At 43.5% G+C, this 22,000-nt stretch carries 25 protein-coding genes; 8 read left to right on the top strand and 17 right to left on the bottom strand.

The window, feature by feature from the left end:
* The first annotated feature begins 18 nt into the window (after positions 1 to 18).
* Both ACFGVS_RS21975 and ACFGVS_RS21980 read left to right on the top strand, forming a co-directional pair.
* Positions 19 to 1,800: a RagB/SusD family nutrient uptake outer membrane protein gene (locus tag ACFGVS_RS21975; protein ID WP_439695589.1), complete on the top strand. Its 1,782-nt coding sequence runs from the start codon at positions 19 to 21 to the stop codon at positions 1,798 to 1,800.
* Positions 1,801 to 1,905: 105 nt separating this feature from the next.
* Complete coding sequence (locus ACFGVS_RS21980; protein WP_439695590.1) at positions 1,906 to 3,036, top strand: acyltransferase family protein; 1,131 nt, start codon at positions 1,906 to 1,908, stop codon at positions 3,034 to 3,036.
* Positions 3,037 to 3,110: 74 nt separating this feature from the next.
* Here ACFGVS_RS21980 and ACFGVS_RS21985 read toward each other — a convergent pair whose 3' ends face one another.
* The 9 genes from ACFGVS_RS21985 to ACFGVS_RS22025 all read right to left on the bottom strand — a co-directional run bounded on the left by ACFGVS_RS21985 (position 3,111) and on the right by ACFGVS_RS22025 (position 10,903).
* Entirely contained in the window at positions 3,111 to 3,611 is a 501-nt protein-coding gene (locus tag ACFGVS_RS21985; protein WP_090638689.1) for a heavy-metal-associated domain-containing protein, read from the bottom strand.
* A 140-nt stretch (positions 3,612 to 3,751) separates the two neighbouring features.
* Positions 3,752 to 4,486, bottom strand: coding sequence for a DUF4197 domain-containing protein (locus ACFGVS_RS21990; protein ID WP_439695591.1), 735 nt, complete (start codon positions 4,484 to 4,486; stop codon positions 3,752 to 3,754).
* A 42-nt stretch (positions 4,487 to 4,528) separates the two neighbouring features.
* A complete protein-coding gene (locus ACFGVS_RS21995) occupies positions 4,529 to 5,539 on the bottom strand; it encodes an inorganic phosphate transporter (RefSeq protein ID WP_090638699.1) in 1,011 nt (336 codons plus the stop codon).
* Positions 5,540 to 5,559: 20 nt separating this feature from the next.
* Positions 5,560 to 6,210, bottom strand: a complete 651-nt coding sequence (locus ACFGVS_RS22000) for a DUF47 domain-containing protein (protein WP_439695592.1) — start codon at positions 6,208 to 6,210, stop codon at positions 5,560 to 5,562.
* 47 nt (positions 6,211 to 6,257) lie between these two features.
* Positions 6,258 to 7,322 carry a sensor histidine kinase gene (locus ACFGVS_RS22005; protein ID WP_090638707.1) on the bottom strand — a complete coding sequence of 355 codons (1,065 nt, stop codon included), beginning with the start codon at positions 7,320 to 7,322 and terminating at the stop codon, positions 6,258 to 6,260.
* Between the two features lie 9 nt (positions 7,323 to 7,331).
* Positions 7,332 to 8,030 carry a methyltransferase domain-containing protein gene (locus ACFGVS_RS22010; protein WP_439695593.1) on the bottom strand — a complete coding sequence of 233 codons (699 nt, stop codon included), beginning with the start codon at positions 8,028 to 8,030 and terminating at the stop codon, positions 7,332 to 7,334.
* An 18-nt stretch (positions 8,031 to 8,048) separates the two neighbouring features.
* Complete coding sequence (locus tag ACFGVS_RS22015; protein ID WP_439695594.1) at positions 8,049 to 9,173, bottom strand: NAD(P)/FAD-dependent oxidoreductase; 1,125 nt, start codon at positions 9,171 to 9,173, stop codon at positions 8,049 to 8,051.
* Positions 9,174 to 9,180: 7 nt separating this feature from the next.
* A complete protein-coding gene (locus ACFGVS_RS22020) occupies positions 9,181 to 10,290 on the bottom strand; it encodes a type III polyketide synthase (RefSeq protein ID WP_439695595.1) in 1,110 nt (369 codons plus the stop codon).
* A gap of 82 nt (positions 10,291 to 10,372) precedes the next feature.
* Positions 10,373 to 10,903, bottom strand: a complete 531-nt coding sequence (locus ACFGVS_RS22025) for a YceI family protein (protein WP_439695596.1) — start codon at positions 10,901 to 10,903, stop codon at positions 10,373 to 10,375.
* A gap of 142 nt (positions 10,904 to 11,045) precedes the next feature.
* Here ACFGVS_RS22025 and ACFGVS_RS22030 point away from each other — a divergent pair, with 142 nt between their 5' ends.
* On the top strand, positions 11,046 to 11,930 hold the full coding sequence (locus ACFGVS_RS22030) for a UbiA family prenyltransferase (RefSeq protein WP_439695597.1): 885 nt from the start codon (positions 11,046 to 11,048) through the stop codon (positions 11,928 to 11,930).
* Positions 11,931 to 11,941: 11 nt separating this feature from the next.
* The gene (locus tag ACFGVS_RS22035) at positions 11,942 to 12,424 is read left to right on the top strand and encodes a hypothetical protein (protein ID WP_439695598.1); all 483 of its coding nucleotides are present in this window, start codon (positions 11,942 to 11,944) and stop codon (positions 12,422 to 12,424) included.
* On the opposite strand, the gene ACFGVS_RS22040 is transcribed toward ACFGVS_RS22035, so the two are convergent.
* From ACFGVS_RS22040 to ACFGVS_RS22050, 3 genes are read right to left on the bottom strand one after another with little or no spacing between them, the layout of a single operon-like run.
* The gene (locus ACFGVS_RS22040) at positions 12,421 to 13,731 is read right to left on the bottom strand and encodes a carbohydrate porin (RefSeq protein ID WP_439695599.1); all 1,311 of its coding nucleotides are present in this window, start codon (positions 13,729 to 13,731) and stop codon (positions 12,421 to 12,423) included. The two genes, ACFGVS_RS22035 and ACFGVS_RS22040, sit on opposite strands and share 4 nt — an antisense overlap.
* A 34-nt stretch (positions 13,732 to 13,765) precedes the next feature.
* Complete coding sequence (locus ACFGVS_RS22045; RefSeq protein ID WP_439695600.1) at positions 13,766 to 14,413, bottom strand: HD domain-containing protein; 648 nt, start codon at positions 14,411 to 14,413, stop codon at positions 13,766 to 13,768.
* 51 nt (positions 14,414 to 14,464) lie between these two features.
* Positions 14,465 to 14,704 (bottom strand): helix-turn-helix domain-containing protein, encoded by a 240-nt coding sequence (locus ACFGVS_RS22050; protein ID WP_439695601.1) that lies wholly within the window; start codon positions 14,702 to 14,704, stop codon positions 14,465 to 14,467.
* 457 nt (positions 14,705 to 15,161) lie between these two features.
* Between ACFGVS_RS22050 and ACFGVS_RS22055 the strand changes: the two genes are divergently transcribed.
* Positions 15,162 to 15,758, top strand: coding sequence for a flavodoxin family protein (locus tag ACFGVS_RS22055; RefSeq protein WP_439695602.1), 597 nt, complete (start codon positions 15,162 to 15,164; stop codon positions 15,756 to 15,758).
* A gap of 33 nt (positions 15,759 to 15,791) precedes the next feature.
* Here the strand turns inward: ACFGVS_RS22055 and ACFGVS_RS22060 are convergent, their stop codons facing one another.
* On the bottom strand, positions 15,792 to 16,220 hold the full coding sequence (locus ACFGVS_RS22060) for a PepSY-like domain-containing protein (RefSeq protein WP_439695603.1): 429 nt from the start codon (positions 16,218 to 16,220) through the stop codon (positions 15,792 to 15,794).
* Between the two features lie 98 nt (positions 16,221 to 16,318).
* Positions 16,319 to 17,419, bottom strand: a complete 1,101-nt coding sequence (locus tag ACFGVS_RS22065; protein WP_439695604.1) for a DUF4407 domain-containing protein — start codon at positions 17,417 to 17,419, stop codon at positions 16,319 to 16,321.
* A 209-nt stretch (positions 17,420 to 17,628) separates the two neighbouring features.
* On the opposite strand from ACFGVS_RS22065, the gene ACFGVS_RS22070 reads away from it, so the two are divergent.
* From ACFGVS_RS22070 to ACFGVS_RS22080, 3 genes are read left to right on the top strand one after another with little or no spacing between them, the layout of a single operon-like run.
* Positions 17,629 to 17,943: a rhodanese-like domain-containing protein gene (locus ACFGVS_RS22070; protein WP_090641589.1), complete on the top strand. Its 315-nt coding sequence runs from the start codon at positions 17,629 to 17,631 to the stop codon at positions 17,941 to 17,943.
* A gap of 2 nt (positions 17,944 to 17,945) precedes the next feature.
* Complete coding sequence (locus tag ACFGVS_RS22075; protein WP_439695605.1) at positions 17,946 to 18,134, top strand: DUF6358 family protein; 189 nt, start codon at positions 17,946 to 17,948, stop codon at positions 18,132 to 18,134.
* A 9-nt stretch (positions 18,135 to 18,143) separates the two neighbouring features.
* A complete protein-coding gene (locus tag ACFGVS_RS22080) occupies positions 18,144 to 19,049 on the top strand; it encodes a prohibitin family protein (protein WP_439695606.1) in 906 nt (301 codons plus the stop codon).
* Between the two features lie 221 nt (positions 19,050 to 19,270).
* Here ACFGVS_RS22080 and ACFGVS_RS22085 read toward each other — a convergent pair whose 3' ends face one another.
* The 3 genes from ACFGVS_RS22085 to nagA form a co-directional block, all read right to left on the bottom strand.
* The gene (locus tag ACFGVS_RS22085) at positions 19,271 to 19,783 is read right to left on the bottom strand and encodes a lipocalin family protein (protein ID WP_439695607.1); all 513 of its coding nucleotides are present in this window, start codon (positions 19,781 to 19,783) and stop codon (positions 19,271 to 19,273) included.
* Positions 19,784 to 19,994: 211 nt separating this feature from the next.
* Positions 19,995 to 20,699: a UMP kinase gene (gene pyrH / locus ACFGVS_RS22090; RefSeq protein ID WP_090638821.1), complete on the bottom strand. Its 705-nt coding sequence runs from the start codon at positions 20,697 to 20,699 to the stop codon at positions 19,995 to 19,997.
* A 126-nt stretch (positions 20,700 to 20,825) separates the two neighbouring features.
* Entirely contained in the window at positions 20,826 to 21,947 is a 1,122-nt protein-coding gene (nagA, locus tag ACFGVS_RS22095; protein ID WP_439695608.1) for an N-acetylglucosamine-6-phosphate deacetylase, read from the bottom strand.
* Positions 21,948 to 22,000: the final 53 nt, after the last annotated feature.

The raw sequence follows: 22,000 nt of genomic DNA on the forward strand, positions 1-22,000 counted from the left end.
AGTATTAAAAGTATTACAATGAAAGCAAAAAAATATTTCAGTATAGTGTTGCTAAGCGTTTTTGCGCTTGGTGCATGTAAAAAAACGTTTCTTGATAAGTCTATCAACGGGGCGCTGGAGCCTAAATTTTTAGAAACCGAAGCCGGCGCAAACGAATTGCTGGTGGGCGCTTACGCAGCATTAGACGGCCAACAGGGCGGCGACGCCGCCTTTGGAGGAGGCAGTTCATGGGAGGCATCGCCCGATAACTGGATTTATGGCGGTGTTGCCGGTGGCGACGCTTCAAAAGGTAGCATAGCCGGCGATCAGCAACCCATTGAGCCAATCATGAAGTATAACCCGGACGCCAGCAACGGCTTTTTTGACAGCAAATGGCGGGCCGACTATGAAGGTGTTTCGCGTACTAATAACACCATTATAATTACAAATAAGGTGCCTGGTATTACTGCTGCAGCCAAGACCAACATCATAGCACAGGCCAGGTTTTTACGCGCCCATTATTACTTCGACCTGAAAAAGATGTTTAATAATGTGCCTTACCTTGACGAAACCACTACAGATATAAATCAGCCAAATACAACGGATATATGGCCCAAAATTGAAGCAGACTTTTTGTATGCCTATAATAACCTGCCCAATACCCAGGCTAATGTGGGCCGGGCCAACAAGTGGGCCGCAGGTGCCTACCTTGCAAAAACATATTTGTATGAGCATAAGTACACTGAGGCAAAGGCAGTTTTTGATGCTGTTGTTGCACAAGGGGTAACAGCATTAGGGTTGAAATATGCATTGAATGAAAAGTTCAATGATAATTTCAGGACAGCTACCAACAACAGCGCCGAATCTGTATTCGCCGTGCAGGCAGCCGCCAATACCGATCCTAACGGCCCGTCAAACGCCAACGATGGCGATATGTTGAACTTTCCGTATGGCAATAGCAGTCCGTTTAGCTGTTGTGGTTTTTATCAGCCATCAATTGAGCTGGCCAATCATTACCGTACCAATCCGGCTACCGGCCTGCCTTATTTGGATGATTACAACAGCCACGCTTTAAAAACAGATATGGGGGTAGCGGCGGGGGCCAATTTTACGCCTGACGCCGGAACTATCGACCCGCGGTTGGATTGGACCGTTGGCCGCCGTGGTATACCGTATCTCGATTGGGGTTTGCATCCCGGCGTTGATTGGATACGCGATCAGCAGTATGGAGGTCCGTACTCGCCTATTAAAAATGTATATGGCCAGGCCGAGCAAAGCACTAATGGCGATAATACTTCATGGGCTCCGGGATCGGGCATTAACGTTAACCTCATCCGCTATGCGGATGTGCTATTGATGGCCGCCGAGGCTGAAGCTCAGTTGGGTAATTTTGATAAAGCTGAAAGTTATGTAAACATGGTACGCAACAGGGCTGCCAATACATCGGGATGGGTGCATGCTTATAAAAACGATGACACCCCTACAGCTGGCTTTACCAATACACCCGCTGCCAATTACAAAGTCAGTCCATACCAGTCAGGGGCGTTTTTAAGTAAAGACTTCGCCCTCAAAGCCATTTATTTCGAGCGCAAAATTGAATTGGCTATGGAAGGCCATCGCTTTTTTGACCTGGTGAGGTGGGGTATTGCTGATACCGAGCTTAACGCCTATGTGGCTTATCAAAGCACTCTCACCAATGATGTTAAGGGAGGCAAGTTTTTAAAAGGTAAAAACGAATACTACCCTATCCCACTTACAGAAATTGATTTGAGCGCGAAAGGCGGCACCCCCGTACTTAAACAAAACCCGGGCTACCATTAATAAATTATAATTATATCTGCCGGGGTTTTCAAATCCCGGCAGATTTTCTCAAATTGCTGCGTATTACCCCCTGCTGTAAACCGGCCAACAACTATAAACCAGAATATGAACACATCATCGACACGATTTTTATCGCTGGATGTATTTAGAGGGATGACTTTATGTTTTATGATCATCGTAAATACACCAGGGAGCGGGGCCGAAGCCTTTGCGCCCCTACAGCATGCGGCCTGGCATGGTTTCACCCCAACCGACCTGGTATTTCCGTCGTTTTTATTTGCGGTGGGCAACGCCATGAGCTTTTCGATGAAGCGCTATATCGAGATGGGCAATGCCGCCGTGCTTATCAAGATATTTAAACGCACACTGCTGATATTTCTAATAGGATACCTGATGTATTGGTTCCCCTTCTTCAATTTTGACAAAGGGCATTTTGAGTTTTCGCCGATAAGCCACACCCGTATTTTTGGAGTTTTGCAACGTATTGCTTTGTGTTACTGTTTTGCGTCGCTGATGATTCATTTTTTATCAAAGCAATCGGTTATTATTTTGTCCATCCTGTTCCTAATAAGTTATTGGATTATCCTGCTTGTCTTCGGCGATCCGCTAAACCCATTAAGCATGACAGGAAACGCGGGTTATTACCTGGATAAGCTTGTGCTTGGCGCCGATCATATGTACCATGGCGAAGGAAAAGCATTTGATCCTGAAGGTATTCTGAGCACCTTGCCGGCCATTGTAAATGTGGTTGTTGGCTACTACGCCGGTAAATTCATCCAGCAAAAAGGCAAAGGGTACGATGTGATATCAAAAATGCTGCTCATGGGCTGCCTGTTCATTTTTATCGCCCTGTGCTGGAACATGGTATTCCCAATTAACAAAAAGCTGTGGAGCAGTCCGTTTGTACTGGTAACCACCGGGCTCGATCTGGTGATCCTGTCATTCCTGGTGTATGCCCTGGAGATTAACGATTGGAACAAAGGCAACTGGACAAGGTTTTTTACCATTATGGGTAAAAACCCGCTGCCGCTTTATGTATTATCAGAAACTTTGGTCATCTTCTTTTACATGTTTAGCGTAAAAGGGGTTAGTTTATATAATTGGATAAATACAAACATTTACCAGGCTATAATACCCGGGGCAATTGGCTCATTGCTGTTTGCCATCAGCTATATGCTTGTTTGCTGGTTGGTAGGTTACCTGCTGGATAAAAAGAAAATTTATATCCGTGTTTAAGAACCTGGATATAAACAAAAAGCGCGGCCCAATACAGCCGCGCTTTTTGTTTAATAGGAAAACTTTGTGGATAGCTATATGGCTAAATGGTAAATACGGCCAGATGCAGGTGCTGTATCGATAACTTGCCCAAGGTATTTTTTTGATACCGATTTTGGAGCAAAGCCCTGATCAACAACGGTAACATTTACCGCGCCGCTTGTTGGTTTATTAGCAGGGTTGAGCAACCTGTAGGTATCGCCCCCATAGCTGAAATTGTTATCAGTCACCTTGGTATTATCAAAATTATAAGTGGCTTTGAGGCTGCTTACTGAAAAGCCGGATGCCTGCACCTTTTTGCCGATCTGTTCGAAATTTACCAGCACCTCTTCTTTAAAGGTGATGAGATAGGTGTTACGGATCAAGTCGGTTTTAATATCGCCTACAAATGGCAATGCACGTAAAGCTTTTTCGGTTGATTTTGCGCAAAGGGCGCAGGTAAGTCCGCTAACCTGCAACTCGGCTTTGGTAAACTGAGCTTTGGCGACCGTAGCAGAAAGAGAGAACACGATAATGAATATTTTAAGCGTTTTCATACCCCAGCTTTTTTTGCAGATAACAAAAATAGATGATTAACCCGTTGATTACAAATTGTTTTTATGCTACTGTAATATCCGTAAACCCCGGCAAGGTAAGCAAAATCAAAACGCGTTCCTTCCTTCAAGGGGAAGCTTCTCTATTTCTTTTGTTGCTTATCAGCAAAAGAGAATACCTTTTGAAGCAACGGCGTAGTACGCGCGCCTAAATTCTGTCGAATATTCAGTTCCTCTTTGGCAATTTCAACAAATAAGCCAGCAATAGCTTTCTGGGTTACATAATCGGTAATGTCCGGATTTATTTTTGATACAAAAGGCACCTTGTTATAAGCCTGCGCGGCATCGGTATAATATTTTGTAGCACCAACTTTGTTTAAGCTTGCCTGTATCACGGGTTTAAACTGACCGGCCAATTGTAAAGTAGTGGTTTTTTTGAAGTATTGAGTGGCCGCATCCTGGCTGCCAAGCAAAATGTTGGTAACATCCTGCAGGGTCATTTGCTTTATGGCACCAATAAATATGGGTTTGGCTTTTACAGCGGCATCTTCGGCGGCATGGTTAATGGAAGTTATAACGTTGTCGCAAAGGCTGCCAAGGCCTATGCTGCGAAGCGTTTTCTCGGCTTTTTGCGCTTCGGGCGGAAAAAGTATTTTAACCTCGGCGTTTTTTAAAAAGCCATCAACAACCGATAACTTATCAGTGCTTTTGCCGGTACCTATTTCAAGGGCTTGCTTAAGGCCGTTACCTATCTCAAACGTGGTAGGTGTTCCTTGTGTACTGGTGGTTGCAGCTTGTGCAACCTGGTTTAGTGTATCGCAGCTGCTTAAGGTTATAAAAAACAGTAAAGCTGTTATAGAAAATATTTGTTTTTTCATAGTGCCTAAAATTAGCAAAAATGAAGCCAACTTATGTGCAAATTATCCCCACACTTTTAACAGAGCAAATACGCCTGCCGCAATTAAAGCAGAAATTGGAATGGTGATAATCCAGGCCCAGATAAGGTTAATGGTTACACCCCAGCGTACGGCAGATACACGTTTAGTTAAACCAACCCCAATGATAGAGCCTGTGATGGTGTGTGTAGTAGAAACCGGGATACCAAACCTTTCGGTAATAAACAGGGTGATGGCACCTGCGGTTTCGGCACTTACACCTTCCAGCGGGGTTACCTTGGTTATTTTTGAGCCCATGGTTTTAACAATTTTCCAACCGCCGCTCATGGTACCCGCCGCGATAGCTGTATAACAGGCCAACGGGATCCATTCGGGCATAGGCGCGCCGGCGTGAATTACCTTGCCCGCAATTAAGGTTACATATAATATACCCATTACCTTTTGGGCGTCGTTACCACCGTGTGCAAAGCTTAATGCCGCTGCCGATATCAGCTGCAGCCTCTTAAACCAACGTTCGGCAGTAGCAGGCTTTGCGCGTTTACAAATGTTTAATATCAGGATGGTTACAACGTAGGCTATAAGTAAACCTATAAACGGAGCCAAAACAATATAAGCGATGATTTTAAGCACATACTGCATTTCAATAGCGTGTAGTGCATTTGCGCCCATATAAATAGCATTGGTCATCCCGGCACCCGCAAAACCGCCAATTAGCGTATGCGATGAACTTGAGGGGATACCAAACCACCAGGTAATTAAATTCCAGGATATAGCAGCCACCAGTCCGGCCAATATTACATGCAGGGTAACATAATGTTCCAATACAATTTTTGATACTGTATTGGCTACCTTATGGTCTTTTATAAAAAAGTAGGCGGCAAAGTTAAATACAGCAGCTAATAGTACAGCCTGAAAGGGGGTAAGCACTTTGGTTGATACAATGGTGGCAATTGAGTTGGCAGCATCATGAAAACCGTTAGTGTAATCAAAAACGAGTGCAAGTAAAACTATAACAACAAGTAGTGAGGTAACCATTTAGTGATGATTAGGTATGCTTAAGCGTTTTTAACTAAAATAGATTCCATAACGTTGGCTGCGTCTTCGCACATATCGGTAGCGGTTTCAAGAGCGGCAAGGATTTCTTTATATTTTATCAGGCGGATAGCGTCTTTTTCATAAAGAAACAAATCGGCCACGGCGCGGTCAAAAACATAATCGGCCTGGTTTTCTACGCTATTTATCCTGATGCATGAATCGGCAATGTTACGCACGTTGCGCAGGTCTTTCAACTCGCGTACTGCTTTTTCCAGGTCGATGCTTGCCTGGAGTATCAGGTCAGATAGTTTGCGGATGTGTTCGTTAAAATCGTCTATCCGGTAAAGGCTCATGCGGTTGGCAGCGCCCTGGATGTAATCGGCAACATCATCAATAGCTGTAGCTAACGCATGGATGTCCTCCCTGTCAAAAGGGGTAATAAAGTTTTTGCCCAGTTCCAGGTATATCTGGTGGGTAAATTCATCGCCTTTATTTTCAAGCTTGTCAATTTGTTTAAACAGCTCTTCGCGGGTGGTAGAGTTATTGGAGTTAACAGCCTCTACCAAAATAGTGGCCATTGCTACTACGTTGTTTGCTGCCTGCTCAAATAAAGGAAAAAATATTTTTTTGTCCTTAGGTACAAAGTATTGGAAAATGCTGTTTAATGACATGATGCTTAAAATTGGTGTAAAGGTACGGTTGCTATGTTAAATTAATGTTAACTTTTTAACACTGGTATATTGGGGAAAGGTAAAGTTTGTTTTGCTCTTTGCAAAGTAAAGCCAAAAGTTGATCCCAAACCCTCGGTACTGCGCACATTAATGGTTTGCTGGTGCGCCTCAATAATGTGTTTTACAATGGCCAGCCCCAATCCAGAGCCCCCAATTTGGCGCGACCGGCTGGTATCTGTGCGGTAAAAGCGCTCAAACAGGCGTGGCAAAAACTTTTCTTCGATGCCAATGCCATCATCGGTAACCTCCACCAAAACCTGGTCGTCAAGTACAAAAAGGCTTAATGATGTGCTTCCTTCTTCTTTACCATACTTAAATGAGTTATCAATCAGGTTTACCAACACCTGCCTTATTTTTTCCCTGTCGGCATATACAATGATCCCTTCATCATATTTCTGTTTAAATATCAGCTTTATTTTATACTGCTTGCCTTTTATCTCGAGCGATTCAAAAACTTCTTTAATCAGGTCGTTAATTTTAAACTTGCTGTAATTAATTGGTATCTCGCCCGATTCCAGCTTCGAGATCTCGTCCAGGTCCTTAATCAGGTAGCTTAGCCTATCCACATTCTTGGAGGCTTTTTCCAGGAACTGCCGCGCCATCTCGCGGTCTTCCATATCGTCATCCTGCAACGCTTCAATGTATCCCTGTATGGCAAAAAGCGGGGTTTTAAACTCATGCGAGATATTGGATAAAAAATCGCGGCGGAATTTTTCCTGCTTGCGCAGGTCGTCAATCTCTGATTTTTTTTGTTTTGCCCATTCTTTTACTTCCTGCTCCACATCATCAATAGGGTTGGCGGTTACATGTTCGCCCAGGGCATCGCGCAAATCGCGGCCAAGCTTTAAATTGTGGATTAGTTTATAAATAAGTTTAATGCGCGAGTAAATATACTTTTCTATCAGGTAGTAAAATACAAAGTAACTTACCGCTATGGTAATGGTGAAAGTAACCATTACATCATACCATTTATGCTGAAAATAAAAGTTAACCGCCGATAGGGTAATGGCAACCCCTGTGGCTGTAATTAAAACCAGTACACGCAAATTCATAGCGTAAAGCTACGATTTATAGATTACTAAAGCCCAGCGGAATGGCCACTTCCATGTTAATTTAAAGTTATCAATTTGTGCTTTTTTTAGCAATGTTAATAATTCCCCCTTTTTAAAACCCCGCTTTACCGATAGCGGCCCATCATAACGTACCATTTTATTACGGGTTAAAACATGTGTAATGAAAATAACCGCATAATACAGCACCCAATGGCGGTGCAAATCGGTAATGATTATTCCTTTTTGGGCCGATGCATACATGTTTTTAATCATCTTGATCCATTGTTCGTCGTCAAAGTGATGCGTAAACAAGCTGCTGATAATGATATCGTGCCTGCCTAAAAGGTGCGTATCGTTTATCACATCGGCCTGCACATAGTAAATATTGGCAAACGCTTTTGATGCATTGAGCGCATAGTTTATTGCGGCCGGGGCTGCATCAATGCCGGTAAGCTTTACGGCTATCTGTTGTTGCGTTGCCCATTTAGTAATGGCAATCAGTGTATCGCCGCCACCACAGCCCCAATCGCATATAGCATATCCTTGCTTTACCGGGAAGTTTTTTAAGGCTCCTATTACTTCCTTATGCCCGCCAAACCATGAATTTATTTTGCCCAGGCCTTCCAACACAGGGGCTATATCACTGTCGGGCAAGTTTAGGTCGTCCATTATCTCGGCATCAAAGGCGCGGTGTTTTAAATTGGGCATGGTATCAATGCAATAACCTTATGAAAATGGTTTTCCGTGAGTTTTACTGATCAGGTACCGGGATAATGGCGGCAAGCCGTTTAACAGGCGAAGCGTAAGTGCGGTTGTGTTGTTATTGCCAAACAGGCGCTGCAATTGCCGGCCTACCCAAAGCCGTTGTGCAAATTGCCGGTTCCAGGCATCAGTATAATCGGCCTCTAAAGCTACACGGTTATCTTCATGAAATTTGCCGGTTTTATAATGACTGATAATTTTTTCTGACAGGATTTTGGCCGAGTGGATAGCCATGGTCATGCCGTTACCGCATAATGGCGCTATCATCCCGGCGGTATCGCCGCTCATTAAAATATGGTTATCAACCGGTGCTTTCTTTTCAAACGATATCTCGTTAATTACCTCGGGCTTATCCAGTAAAAATTCGGCATTGGCAAAAATATTGTCGAGATATGGGTTTTTGCGGATAACGTTTTCTTCCAATCCTTGCAGGCTGCCATATTTGCGCAGGTCATCCCGGTGCGCCATGTAGCACATACAATACCTGTCGCCATCGGTTTTGCTCACGCCGCAATAGCCATCTTTATAGTTATTGAGCTGGATAAGATCCTGCGGCAAATCCATTTTTATATGAAATTTTACAGCCAGGTAGGGGCTGCGTTTATAAAAAAAGGGCCGCTTCAGTTTTTGATCGAGGTTTGACCGCTTGCCGAATGAGCCGATTACCAGCGGCGCCGTTAACACTTCGCCGGGCGTAACCACCTCAAACTGATTGCCGGTGAAGCGCACATCTTCAACCCTTGTACCTGTCAAGAAATTTACGCCTTCTGTTGTCGCTTTGTGGTATAAAAAATTATCAAAGGTGTACCTGCTTAAACCAAAGCCGCCCAGATCGAGCTTTTGGGTAAATTTAACGCCCGAGGCGGCGGTAACTTCCACCCGGTTAATGCTGGCAACATTCAGCTGATCGAGGTTGATATCTAAAGTATTTAAAAACGGGATTACTTCGTTGGAGATGTATTCGCCACATACCCGGTGCATGGGGTATGTTTTTTTTTCGATGAGGGTAACGTTTAAGCCGGCGCGGTTTAATAGTATCGCGTTAAATAATCCCGCAAGGCCACCGCCAACTATAATTACATCGTTCATAGATTTATCAATGCATTTCCAATATCATACCCTCAACCGTTAACCCCGGCCCAAAGGCAAAACTCATAATCTTTTGATCAATCAAATTTTCGGCCTTTAGCATCTTTTGCAGTACAAATAAAATGGTAGCTGATGACATATTACCATACTGCCGCAGCGTTTCATAGGCAAATGCATTGCTTTCTTCGGGCAGCTCCAGCGCATCCTCTACAGCTTCCAGTATTTTACGGCCGCCGGGATGTACTGCATAAGCGGTTATTTCGTCTGTATTGAGCCTGGCTTTTTGCAAAAATCTGCCGGTTAATGCTTTGATGTTTTTTTTGATTTGTTTTGATACCCGCGAGGTTAACTTCATCTCAAAGCCTGTATTACCTACATACCAGCCCATATCGTCGCGGGCCTCGGTCACAAATTCCGAGTAAAAGTTTTTTAAGATGAGGTTGGTGCCAGCCCTCATGCGTTGCAAAGAGTTCTCGACCAATACTGCAGCGGCCCCGTCTGAAAACAGGGAATTGGCCACCCAGTTGTCTAATGTATTATCTTTTTGAAAATGGAGCGTGCACAACTCCACACTTACTACCAAAACCTTGGCTTCGGGGTTGGCACGGCAAATATAATCGGCCACTTTAAGGCCGTTTATGGCGCCATAGCAACCCATAAAATTAATACAGGTACGTTCGGTATCGCGGTTAAGCCCCAGTTTCTCTACCAGTTCAATATCAATACCGGGGGCGTGCATGCCCGTGCAGCTTATGGTAACCAAATGGGTAATTTGTTTTAAAGCATCGGCCCCGAAACCCGCAAGGCAATTTTTAACCGCATTTATGGCAATAGCTATAGCCTCGTCCTGGTAAAGCTTTAAGCGTTTGCGGGTATCCGGAAAAGGATTAAAACTCCCGGATGGATCAAAAAAAGTATAATTGGAAGGGTCGCTTTCGCCAAAATCCGGGATCACCGAATAGCGATAATCGATGCCGGAATTATCGTAAATGCTTTTTAGGCGCGCCGCGTTAGTTGCATCCAACCCAAAGGCATTCACCATAAAATGGTAAATATCCTGCTGGGCTATCCGGTTATGGGGATTTGCTATCCCGATGGCACTGATGCAACTCTCCATTAATATTAGCTTTATTTAAGTCGATAGTCTTTAGTCTGAAGTCGTAAGTCTCTTTCGGCTTCAGACTAAAGACTTAGCGACTTTATTTAGTGATCTCCGTTTCTATCGAAACATTGGCCTCGTTGGATAAAATCACGTTTTTACCGCCAACGCCAAAATCTGTCCTTAAAACCTGGAAGTCTCCTTTAAACGTGACACTGCTACCTGCTTCAACATACGTAAAAGGTATTTCTATCAGTTTTGTTTTGTCTCTGATAGTTACGTTAAAACTGCCTGTATAGTTGTTTCCGCTTTTATGTTTAAATGAAACTGACTTTAAAATGATCTTGGGGTATTTTACCACATCAAAGTAGTCTTCGCTCCTCAGGTGGTTATCGCGGCTTTCATTATCGGTATTAACCGTGTTTGATGCCACAGAAGCTTCGATTGAACTTGTCGCGAGGCTGGCTGGCTTAAAATTAATGTCGGCGTTAAAGCCCCCAAAAGAGCCTTCTACATTAAAGCCCAGATTTTTGATTTTGAAAGTAACTGCGGATTTGGTTACTTTATTTTGCGCAAACGTGTTTGCTGCTAAAAAGAATAAAATTGCAATGGTAAATAGTTTCCTGCTCATACTGCTGCTAAGGTGATTTTCAAACATAATAATTTATCTGTAACTAATTTTTACATTAGTAAGATTAAGCAACCTGCTGCAGGTTTAATACGTTTCAACAAATAGTATTGGTTGCTTTACCTATAGATATAAATATGCCCGCATGAAATTGAAACAATTAATCCCCACACCATCGGCCTGGGCACACATGCGTTTTGTTTTTTCCGTTTTTTTGTTGCCTGTTTACCTGTTTGCGTTTAGCCAGGCTACTTTTGTACAACCAGGGCAGGCGGTGCTTATATTTTTTATCTGGCATTTTTTGGCGTTCCCGGCAAGTAACGGGTATAACAGTTATTTTGACAAGGACGAGGATAGCATTGGCCTGTTAGAAAAACCGCCCGAAGTTGATATTAGCCTGTACTATTTTTCTATCCTGCTGGAAGCGCTTGCCTTCGGCCTGGGTTTTTTAATTAGCTGGGAATTTGCGGTGGCTGTACTTATTTACGGTATTATGTCTAAATTGTATAGCCATTCTGCTACACGATTAAAAAAGTACGCCATCATCAGTTTTTTAACGGTATTTATTTTCCAGGGCTGCTTTATTTATTATGTCACCTATTCGGCGTTAAGCGGGCTCAGCCTGTTTAGGCACTGGGATACCGGGTTTATAGTTGCCGGGGCAATTTGCTCGTGTCTTATTGGTGCTTCGTACCCGCTCACCCAGGTTTACCAGCACGATGAAGACAGCCGCCGTGGCGACAAAACAATTAGTTTATTATTGGGCTACAAGGGATCTTTCATTTTCTCGGGCGCTATGTTTGCGCTGGGCATAGCTTGCTCATTTTACTATTGGCATTTGGAGGGCAAAATGGCCAACTTTTACTTTTTCCTGGTATGCGCGCTGCCCATATTTTTATTTTTCAACTACTGGTTTTACAAAGTAGGCAAATCGACAGCTAACGCCGATTTTAAAAATGCCATGCGCATGAACTTTTTAAGCTCGGGCTGTATGCTGGTTTACTTTGGCACCCTGGCACTGATGAGTTAAAAGGTTGAAATATGGATGGCATGCGAATTTATAAATACAATCCATACTTCATTTTGCCTATAATACTATCTGTGCTTTTACTGGGGCAACCGGTGTATTCGATTTTTAATAAGCTTTTGAATTATAAAGATTACTCAAGCGCGATAATATTGGTGCTGGTTATCGATTATTTTCTGATGTTTTTTATCCGGCACATTTATTATGTGCTGCGGGGCACCCCGGCTATTATAATTACCCGCGAATTTATTTTTATCGAGAAAAATGGTTATACGATTGCCTGGCGGGATATTGAAAGTATAGATAAGGTACAGGGGCTAAGAATGTCGCTTAGAACAACCTGGTGTAACTGGCCCCAAATAAAAAACCCCATAGTGAGAATTTACTATGGGTATATAGCCAGCGGAATTTCGATACCCGGTATTTTAATTGCCGGCGATACCGAGCAAATGAGCATCACCATCAGGGATTATTATTTTAAGTATAGGTATGATTAAAACTCCACATGCACCCTTAACGAAAACACGTTCACCGGCCCCCGGTCTTTATTATACGCCGGATTTACAATAAACTGGTAATCGGGCGAAAGCCAGAATTTTTTTTGATAGGCGTTAATTTTATAGTACAGCTCGGCAATCAGCTCATTACTGTAATTTAACTTGCCATCGCCGATAATAAAGCCGTAACCGCCTGCGGCCAGGTAATCGCGGTGCGGGCCTGATAGGCCGTTTGCCACAAATGCCAGCCCAAGTTCGTCGTCGCTGCGTTTCCAGGAGTTGCCTTTTAATACGCCGCCGAAGCTTAACGAGCGGTCTATCTCGGTAAAATACCAGGTTTCGGTGTGCCCGTCATTATAGCTCAGTTTGGCAAATACGCCAAAATCTTTGCTCAGGTATTGGTCGGCGCTAATGCCGAAGCCATACTTGTGTTTGCCATAAACCAAATTGGTATCAACTACGGGGTTAACAGCGCTTATGGCAAGGGCATCGCGGTATTTGCCCATTTTGCCGTTATTACGGAACCCTAAAATGCGCACTGTTCCTTTATTGCCGTTAATAGTATAGCGCCTTTCATACTCCATTGTTTGGGTGTTGGCTTTGCCAACTTTGGCATCCCAGATAGCTCCGTTGGCAGTAGTTGTCGACATGGTAAAGGCGAATCTCAGCGTCCAGTTGGGCATACCCAATTCGGTATGGATACCCATGGCATAGCCGCGGGTGTTGGCTGGATAGTCCCAGGCGCCGTTATCCATCAGCGACCAGTTCATGAACTGTGAGCGGGGATCGTGGCTAAATTCGTTGCCGTCGTAAAAATCGGCCATGCCAAATTTACCTGCAGTTACCGAAAAATAGCGTTTGCTTTTTAAGCCGGCAAGCTGGTTATTATCATCCTGCAGGGTATCCTTTTCTTTTCCCCATTCAAAGTTTTGGGTAAAGTATAGGCGGGCTATATAAATTTTTGGCTCCGAGCCGCCAACGCGAAAAGTTTCGCCATTGGGGAAGCCTGCAACACCCAGTGTTTTACTTAAGCCCGAGCCGCCGGATAGTTCGGGGTTAAAAAAAGCCGAGGCTCCTTTCCAAAGCCTGGCCCCGCCAAACAATGTGGTTGTGATGGAACTTTGAGTTTCTGATTTGGTGAGCAAACTATTATCGCCGGTATAATCGGCCCCGAACGATGGCTTATATTGGGTAATAACCGTTTGCTGAAAATGAAAATTGAACCGTTGTTGTTTAAGGGTATCCTGGGCCTTTGCTGTAAGTATAGTACACAACAGCGGCATTATAAAAAATAAAGTTTTTTTCATGTGTAAAAGTTGATCCTGAAACGATTATCGGGGCTTATGGTTTGCACTCCAGGTAAAATTGCTGCAAATAAGCCACCATAAACTGATGACGCTGCTCGGCCAGCTGGCGACCGGTTGGGGTGTTCATCTTATCTTTCAGTAGTAATAATTTTTCGTAAAAGTGGTTGATGGAAGGGGCTGGCGAATTTTTATACTCGTCTTTACTCATGTTTAAATTAGGCTCAATTTCGGGATTGTAAATCTCACGTCCTTTAAAACCGCCATAGTTAAAGGCCCGCGCTATGCCTATGGCGCCAATGGCATCAAGCCTGTCGGCATCCTGTACAATAGCCAACTCGGGCGAGTGGAAGGTTGGTTTATCAAAGCTTGATTTGAACGACATATGCCGTATAATTTGCTGCACATGTTCAATAACAGCTACATCAACATCCTGGCTCAGCAAGTAGTTGCCGGCAGTACGCGGCCCTATTTCTTCATCGCCGTTATGAAATTTACTATCGGCAATATCATGAAGCAACGCGGCAAGTTCAACAATAAGAGGATCGACTTTTTCGGTTTGGGCTATCAGTTTGGCGTTGGTCCAAACGCGGTGTATGTGCCACCAATCATGGCCGCCTTCGGCATTTTTTAACGTTTCACGTACAAATTGCACGGTGTTATCGATTAGTTTTCCTGTTTCCATCCGGCTGCAAATATACATTACCCGGCGAAAAAGGCACCTAATTAATGCAGATTACGCCGCGACCGTTTTTTCGGTGGCTATTAGCTCATGTACATCAACCTCCAATATGGCGGCTATCTGGAAAAGTCTTTCGACCGTTATTTTGGTATAACCAAGCTCGATTTTACTATAAGCATTTTGCGATATCTTCAGCTTCGCAGCAAGGTATTCCTGGGTATAATTTAACATTTCCCTTGTTCGCCTGATATTTGCCGCAATCGCTTTAACTTTGTTATTCAACGTCTCTTTCATTATTACTAATAATATGTTAACTATTTACTAACGATATTAATAGATCTTTGGATTTTTTGTTTTTTATTTTTTTTTCTAATTACCTCAAAAAGAGGGCTTAAAACCCATTTTCGACAACAAAACAAGCTATTATAAGCGCCATTTTAACCAATAGCTTAAAGTTTATTTAACCTATACGAAATCAATTGTAGCGTTTAAGCAGGCTCCATTTAAACATGATCTTTTAAATTCAACGTAAAAACAGGATTCCGGCAGTTCCTTCTTAGAAAATACCGCCAGGGGCGTAAGCCAGTATTAACCCATAGTTAGACGATTTTTCGAAGATTGTTAGTGCGGTGCCATGTTTTGAAAATTTTCTTTAAAAAAAACTGAGCGCCATTCCATTTGATTTTATAATTCCCGAATCGGTTAAGATAATACGGTTTAAACATTACAGGCTTTGCATAGTTATCAATGCATGAAAGCATTGGTATTAAATTGCACACTAAAACAATCGCCTTTGCCGTCAAATACCGAAGCGCTGGCCAGGGAGGTTGTGCACGCGATGGAAAAACTTGGCGCCAAAACAAAAATGATCCGCGTGGCAGATTATGACGTAAAAACAGGCACAAAATCTGATATGGGCGAAGGCGATGGCTGGCCGGCAATACTGAAAGAACTATTAGCCGCCGATATATTAATTATGGCTACGCCAACATGGATGGGCACGCTATCAAGTATAGCCATGCGGGTTATGGAGCGCATAAACGGCTTATACCCGGTTAAAGATGATGAGGGCAGGCCTGTTACTTACAATAAAGTGGCCGGCTTTGTAGTTACCGGCGAAGAAGATGGCGCCAGGCATGTAGTTACCGAAATAGCGGGCGGACTAATGGACGTTGGCTTTACCATAGCCCCACAATCATATACTTACTGGAACAATGGCCCGGGCCCGGGCAAGGCTTATCTCGATTCGGATTTCAGGAAAGACTGGTCAAAGCAAACTGCCAAATTGGTGGCAACTAACGTGGTTGCGGTGGCCAGGGCATTAAAAAAAACGCCCATTCCGGCGTAGGAACAGGCGTATATGGGGTTAGCAGGGAGCCAATCAGTCTTTTTTTACAAAGTTTCCTGTTTCATCAAAAATCAGGTCGCCTGCCTTTATTTCGGCCTCATAAAAGGTTTTGCCGGCGGCATCGGTAACTTTTCCGGCCTCCTTTATCTTTGCACCTTTATAATGTGCTGCAACATAAGGGGCAATGCTTTGAGGCAGCGCGCTTATTTTTATGGCATTTACAATTTCAACAAAATTACCGGCCGGGGTAAACACCGCAGAGTTATCCTCGCCCGATTTGCCGCCCCAATTAGCCTCGTAGTTGCCTTTTTCCTTTTCCCAGGTTACCTTGGTTGCAGCAGGGTATTTGGTGGCTAATGCCGATTTTACTGCGGCCGGAATATCTTTCAATTTAACATCCTGTGCCGTAACAACGCCCGAAGCAAGGCCGAGCGCCATTAAAAATGATAGTTTCTTCTTCATGATAAATTTAATTTACACAAGGATAAATTATCAATCTGGAGAAATGCTGGCCGCTTTTTGTAGAAAATTTGGATAATGAAATGATCGTCAGTTAATTACTAAAACTCATATTTCGACTCTGAGGAGATTACCCGTTTCCGGCGTTCTACATCGGTTTCCAGGCTGTGATCGTACGTGTTATCGGTAACCGTAATATTCAAATCCTTATCCCTGTCGGCCATGTACATATTGGCCTCGGCTATTTTGGCTACGGCCACATCATATGGTCCCTTGGGCGACATTAGTTTAACAAATACCGGTAAACATTCAAATAAGATGAACAGGTAGCCAATAAATGAGATGGCCATATAGGTATCCAGATCGCGCGTGCCATTTTCATTGTATGATAGCTGGCCCAACGCCCAGTTCCGGTCAGAAAAACCGGCAACATTGGCCAGGCTATCCAGCTGATGATCGGTAAACAGCCGGGTACTGTTTAGCCCTTCATAATCTTTTCGGTGGCCCAGGTATTCGTCAAGCTGGCCCAGGTTGTCGGTAACGGTTTTCAGGCGGGCTTCTTTTTCTTCCAGTACAGCTTGTTTTTGCTTGGCGTAGGTGCCGTAGCCGGTTATGCCCGATGTTTGGTTGGTTTTATCGCCAAAAACCTCCTGGTTAAGCAGGAAACGGCTCCGGTTAATATCTTTTTCGAGTGAATCTTTTTCCTTTTTCAGATCGCTGGTTTTACCCATCTCCATAGCATACTTTTGATTGTACGTTTTTTCGAGGGTGTCAATTTTACGGTGCTGGCCTTTTAGGTAGGACAGTTTTAATTTCTGGCGGATCTCTTTGTCAAATATCTTCAGTTCCAACGGGCGCGATATTACTACCCCAATCATTATGGCCAATAATATCCGCGGTGATGCCTGCAGTATCTGCTGGTTGGTTGTTCCTTCTTTATTAATGCTGGATACGATATAACGGTCCATATTAAAAATGGCCGTTCCCCATAGCAAACCAAACAGTATTGCAAAGCCAACGGCAAAGGCATCGCCGTTAAAAACAAAGTACATTGCGTATCCGCCGGATAGCGAGGCAAATAATGCTGTGAAAAATATAGTAGCCCCAATACCCACATACTTATTATGCTCGATGGGGTATTTTTTAAGTGTATCTATATGCGCTCCTGAACAAAACCAGAAAAAGCGGGTAATTTTTTTCATGTTTGTAGTTTTTTAAAATAGATGCCGGTTAATATTTATGTCAAATTATCAATCAGGCTATCCGCTATTTGCCGGGCAAAGATGGTTAAAAAAGCATATTGTGCAGCAAATCATATAATAAACGCTCTTAGGCATTGATTGTTACAAAAATTGCGTGTAATTATTTGCATTGGAAAAAAAGCTACCTTTGGATTATAATTTTATTGATCATGAACGAGATAACCGTACAGGAATTAAAAGAAAAAAAAGAAAAAGGCGAAGATTTTCAACTGATTGACGTTAGGGAAGATTTTGAATATGAAACATCAAACCTTGGTGGATTATCTATCCCCCTTGGCGGCATTTTAATTGAGAGCGAAAAAGTATCTAAAGATAAACCGGTAGTGGTAATGTGCCGCAGCGGCAAACGCAGCGCAGCAGCTATTATGCAACTGGAACAAAGGGGTTTTACCAACCTGTATAACCTGCGGGGCGGAATTTTAGCATGGGCGGCCGAGATTGATCCTGACTTAAGCGTTTATTAATCATGGCTTTTAAATTAATACTTAACGTGCTATATACCATTGGTTTGGTATTGTGCGCGTTTGTGGCTTACCAGTATTTTATGGCCAAAAGCTACCCGGTTATGGCTGCTGCGATAGCTGTGGGGCTGGTGGTAGTTTTCCTGAAAATAAGACTGTTAAAAGACGTAAGGAACTCGCAAAAAAAGGTGTAACTTCATTGCATGTTTATAGCAATATTAGGAGTTATCGTGCTCGTGGTGGGCATCGTACTCAAACGCTCGCCCGAACCGGCCAGCCATTTTAGTAGTACCATAAGTATAGTTGGCGGGGCAATGGTGGTAATTGGCCTCCTGCTATCCAGCTTCAAGGTTATTGAGCCGGGAAAAGTTGGTGTACAAGTACTTTTTGGCAAGGTACAGGACCATATATTAGAAAGCGGCCTGCATATAGTAAACCCCGTTGTCGAGATCACGACCTTTGATGTGCGCTTACAAACCTATACCATGAGCGCCGTTCATGACGAGGGCTCAAAGGAAGGTGACGATGCAATCCGTGTACTGTCGTCTGATGGTCTTGAGGTGGCTATTGATCTTTCTGTTCAGTACAAGGTGAATGCCGATAAAGCGCCTTTTATTATGCAAAACATTGGGGAAGACTATTTAGAGAAAATAGTGCGCCCGGTTTCAAGAACAGCAATCCGCGATAATGCCGTGAATTATGCAGCTGTCGATCTTTATTCAACCAAACGGCAGGAATTCCAGGATAGGATAAACAGGTTTATTACGGCCAACTTTGCCAAACGGGGCCTGGAACTGCAACAGATCCTTGTGCGTAATATCACCTTGCCGGCTTCGGTAAGGGCCAGCATCGAGTCAAAAATAAACGCAGAGCAGGACGCCCAAAAAATGCAATTTGTATTGCAAAAAGAAAAGCAGGAAGCCGAACGTAAACGTGTCGAGGCCCAGGGTATTGCCGACTATCAAAAAATCCTTTCAACTGGTTTGTCGGATAAACAATTACAATATGAGGCCATTAAAGCCCAGATTGCTATAGCCACTTCGCCAAACGCCAAAGTGATCATCATGGGCGGCGGCAAAGGGAACCCGATAATGTTGAGTGATAAGTAATATACACGAACTTTGCACACGAATTTTTTCTAATTGGATCGAATTTAATACACACGAATAATCACGAATCGAATTTCACGAATTCTGAATGATGTAAAAAATAAAAGGCCGCTCAATCCGGGCGGCCTTTATCGTTTTCAGAGAGGTAATAAAAATGTCGTTGAGTTTAGCAAATCAATAATTCGTAGAATTCGAATAAATTCGTCCGCATTAGTGTGAAATTATTCATTTGCCCGGTGATGCTGCGATACCAGCTTATCAACCGGGTAGCCCATCGCTTTGCATTTTGCCACAATTCGGCTGAATTCATCAGGCGGCATGGTTGGCTTGCGGCTCATGATAAACAGGAATTTATAATCGGGATGACCAACAACCGCGTAGGAGTAATCGTCGGCAATATCAATAACCCAGTAATCAACTTTAATTGGCCATATAAACTGGGCTTTCATTTGGGCCGCATTATCATTCTTATCGGGGAAGAGCTTCGATTTATAGGTTTTTACCTCGTTGTCCTCTCCTTTTTTAGCAATTGTTACTACATTATAGTAGCCATCCTTATTCAGGGTATAATTGGTAGTAGTTTCTTTGGTATCCTTATCAAACATAGTTGGTATTGATGACAATGAATACCATTTACCCGAAAACTTGTTCAGATCCACTTTAACTACCGGTTTATTAACCGGGCCAGCCATACTGATCATAAATAATAGGAGTGCCGCGCAAATTGCTTTCATAAACTAAAAAAAAATAACGCCCCGTTTATTCCAATTACGGAATAACGGGGCGTTAAGATTTTATTAGTGTATAGCGGCAGGTTGTGAAGTGACTTCGCATTACACAACTGTCATGCTGAGGAAAGGAGCATCTGTTCACGAACTTTTCAATCGGTCATGCACAGTTGATAGATCCTTCGTTCCTCAGGATGACAGGGAAAAAGAAAGGCTCTTATTTCACCAGCGTACCAATGGCTTCGCCTTTGGCTATTTTCATGAAGTTGCCTTCTTTGTTCATATCAAATACAATAATAGGCAGCTTGTTTTCCTGGCATAGGGTAATGGCTGTCATATCCATTACGTTTAAGCCTTTATCATATACCTCCTGGAAGCTGATCTCGTCGTAACGGGTAGCTGTTGGGTCTTTCTCCGGGTCGGCGGTGTAAATACCATCAACGCGGGTACCTTTTAATACCACATCGGCTTTAATTTCAATGGCGCGTAATGATGCGGCAGTATCGGTAGTAAAATAAGGGTTACCGGTACCGGCACCAAAAATCACAATTTTACCAACCTCTAAATGGTGCATAGCGCGGCGGCGAATGTATGGTTCGCAAATTTGCTCCATTTTAATAGCCGATTGCAGGCGGGTTTCAACACCTATACTTTCTAATGCATTTTGCAGTGCCATGCAGTTAATAACGGTCGCAAGCATGCCCATATAATCGGCCTGTGCACGTTCCATGCCCGATTTTTCGGCACTCAGGCCCCTAAAAATATTACCGCCGCCAACTACTATCGCAATTTCCATTCCTGTGTCGTAAACACTTTTGATATCCTGGGCATATTGCAAAACCTGCGCATTATCAATGCCATATTGCCGGGTACCCATAAGCGATTCGCCCGAAAGCTTCAGTAAAATTCTTTTGTACTTCATTTGGTGTGATTTGTTATTAACAGAAATAAAGGGAACTTGCTTTTGTAGATATCATGAATTGATAAAGCGTTGTTCATATGAGGTGTCGTTCCGCAAAAATAGCGAATAAAAATTAGTGTTAAAATTTTATGTTGTCTTTGTTAATAAAACGCCGTTGAGGTAAGTTGCTTCTACCTCAAAATCAGCATTAAAAACAACCATATCGGCAATAAAGTTTTTCTCAATTTTGCCTTTTTTACCCTGTTTTGCCAATTCGGCCGGGTATAATGAAGCCATGTTAACAGCTTCGGCCAACTCAATGCCTACTTGTTTCACACAGTTTTCTACCGCTTTTACCATGGTAAGCGACGAGCCAGACAGCGTGCCGTCGGGCATTACATATTTATTGCCAGCCAGCCGGTGCTGGTAAGCGCCCTCGTTAGTTGAGGTAACGGCATCCGTAATCAAAAACAGTTTATCACCCAGCTCACGCTTGGCCAGGCGTATCATTGCCCAATCAACATGGTTACCATCGGCTACAATGCTGGTATACGGCCGTTCTTCAAAAATAGCGGGGATGTAGCCTGGTTCGCGGTGGTGCATTTGCGGCATGGCGTTAAACAGGTGCGTTACCGCAGGGATGGGCTTATTTAAAAATGCTTTCCCCTCGGCATAAGTAGCATTGCTATGCCCCGATGATATGATAACACCCGCAGTGTGCAGGTAATCAATCACCTCCTGGTCCTGCAGTTCGGGCGCTATGGTAATCATTTTTATTTCGCCTTCGGCGCGTTCCACCCATCCTTTTACCTCGGCAAGGGTAGCTTTTTTGATATATTTTTCGGGATGCGCGCCTTTTTTGGCCGGGTTTAAATACGGCCCCTCCAAATGCAGACCCCAGAAAGCACCCTTCGCTTGTTTGCGATAGGCTTTAGCTGCATCAATTCCCGCTTCAACAATTTCATTGGTATTAGTGCCAATGGTCGCAAAAACGCCGGTGGTACCCTGGTTAAGCAAATCGCTTTCCAGCCGCTCCAAAGCATCTACCGTTGGCGTGCCGGCGAATAATAAGCCGCCGCTGCCATAAATCTGTAAATCAATAAAGCCGGGAGCAAGGTATGAGCCTTTTAAATCATGCTTATCGGCATCAACGGGAATGGCGGTATCATCAATAACATCGATAATGGTGTTGCCTGAAATTAAAACGGCTTTGCCATGGGTTATTTGCCCATTGGAAATGAGTTGGAGATTGTGGAGTGCTGTTATCATGATACCTGAAGTTTTACCTACATGTCATTGCGATGAACTACGGAGACGACTCA

Source organism: Mucilaginibacter sediminis (assembly GCF_051903035.1).
In the GTDB taxonomy this organism is placed as follows: Bacteria; Bacteroidota; Bacteroidia; order Sphingobacteriales; family Sphingobacteriaceae; genus Mucilaginibacter.

Bases quoted from the DNA above. Each gene is read 5' to 3' on its own strand.
- ACFGVS_RS22085 (WP_439695607.1), bottom strand. From the start codon at position 19,783: ATGAAAGCAATTTGCGCGGCACTCCTATTATTTATGATCAGTATGGCT.
- ACFGVS_RS22010 (WP_439695593.1), bottom strand. From the start codon at position 8,030: ATGCCCAATTTAAAACACCGCGCCTTTGATGCCGAGATAATGGACGAC.
- ACFGVS_RS22000 (WP_439695592.1), bottom strand. From the start codon at position 6,210: ATGTCATTAAACAGCATTTTCCAATACTTTGTACCTAAGGACAAAAAA.
- ACFGVS_RS22035 (WP_439695598.1), top strand. From the start codon at position 11,942: ATGGATGGCATGCGAATTTATAAATACAATCCATACTTCATTTTGCCT.
- ACFGVS_RS22070 (WP_090641589.1), top strand. From the start codon at position 17,629: ATGAACGAGATAACCGTACAGGAATTAAAAGAAAAAAAAGAAAAAGGC.
- ACFGVS_RS21975 (WP_439695589.1), top strand. From the start codon at position 19: ATGAAAGCAAAAAAATATTTCAGTATAGTGTTGCTAAGCGTTTTTGCG.
- ACFGVS_RS22050 (WP_439695601.1), bottom strand. From the start codon at position 14,704: ATGAAAGAGACGTTGAATAACAAAGTTAAAGCGATTGCGGCAAATATC.
- ACFGVS_RS22015 (WP_439695594.1), bottom strand. From the start codon at position 9,173: ATGAACGATGTAATTATAGTTGGCGGTGGCCTTGCGGGATTATTTAAC.
- ACFGVS_RS22020 (WP_439695595.1), bottom strand. From the start codon at position 10,290: ATGGAGAGTTGCATCAGTGCCATCGGGATAGCAAATCCCCATAACCGG.
- ACFGVS_RS21990 (WP_439695591.1), bottom strand. From the start codon at position 4,486: ATGAAAAAACAAATATTTTCTATAACAGCTTTACTGTTTTTTATAACC.
- nagA (WP_439695608.1), bottom strand. From the start codon at position 21,947: ATGATAACAGCACTCCACAATCTCCAACTCATTTCCAATGGGCAAATA.
- ACFGVS_RS22040 (WP_439695599.1), bottom strand. From the start codon at position 13,731: ATGAAAAAAACTTTATTTTTTATAATGCCGCTGTTGTGTACTATACTT.
- ACFGVS_RS22055 (WP_439695602.1), top strand. From the start codon at position 15,162: ATGAAAGCATTGGTATTAAATTGCACACTAAAACAATCGCCTTTGCCG.
- ACFGVS_RS21995 (WP_090638699.1), bottom strand. From the start codon at position 5,539: ATGGTTACCTCACTACTTGTTGTTATAGTTTTACTTGCACTCGTTTTT.
- pyrH (WP_090638821.1), bottom strand. From the start codon at position 20,699: ATGAAGTACAAAAGAATTTTACTGAAGCTTTCGGGCGAATCGCTTATG.
- ACFGVS_RS22075 (WP_439695605.1), top strand. From the start codon at position 17,946: ATGGCTTTTAAATTAATACTTAACGTGCTATATACCATTGGTTTGGTA.
- ACFGVS_RS22045 (WP_439695600.1), bottom strand. From the start codon at position 14,413: ATGGAAACAGGAAAACTAATCGATAACACCGTGCAATTTGTACGTGAA.
- ACFGVS_RS22080 (WP_439695606.1), top strand. From the start codon at position 18,144: ATGTTTATAGCAATATTAGGAGTTATCGTGCTCGTGGTGGGCATCGTA.
- ACFGVS_RS22025 (WP_439695596.1), bottom strand. From the start codon at position 10,903: ATGAGCAGGAAACTATTTACCATTGCAATTTTATTCTTTTTAGCAGCA.
- ACFGVS_RS22030 (WP_439695597.1), top strand. From the start codon at position 11,046: ATGAAATTGAAACAATTAATCCCCACACCATCGGCCTGGGCACACATG.
- ACFGVS_RS22065 (WP_439695604.1), bottom strand. From the start codon at position 17,419: ATGAAAAAAATTACCCGCTTTTTCTGGTTTTGTTCAGGAGCGCATATA.
- ACFGVS_RS22060 (WP_439695603.1), bottom strand. From the start codon at position 16,220: ATGAAGAAGAAACTATCATTTTTAATGGCGCTCGGCCTTGCTTCGGGC.
- ACFGVS_RS21980 (WP_439695590.1), top strand. From the start codon at position 1,906: ATGAACACATCATCGACACGATTTTTATCGCTGGATGTATTTAGAGGG.
- ACFGVS_RS22005 (WP_090638707.1), bottom strand. From the start codon at position 7,322: ATGAATTTGCGTGTACTGGTTTTAATTACAGCCACAGGGGTTGCCATT.
- ACFGVS_RS21985 (WP_090638689.1), bottom strand. From the start codon at position 3,611: ATGAAAACGCTTAAAATATTCATTATCGTGTTCTCTCTTTCTGCTACG.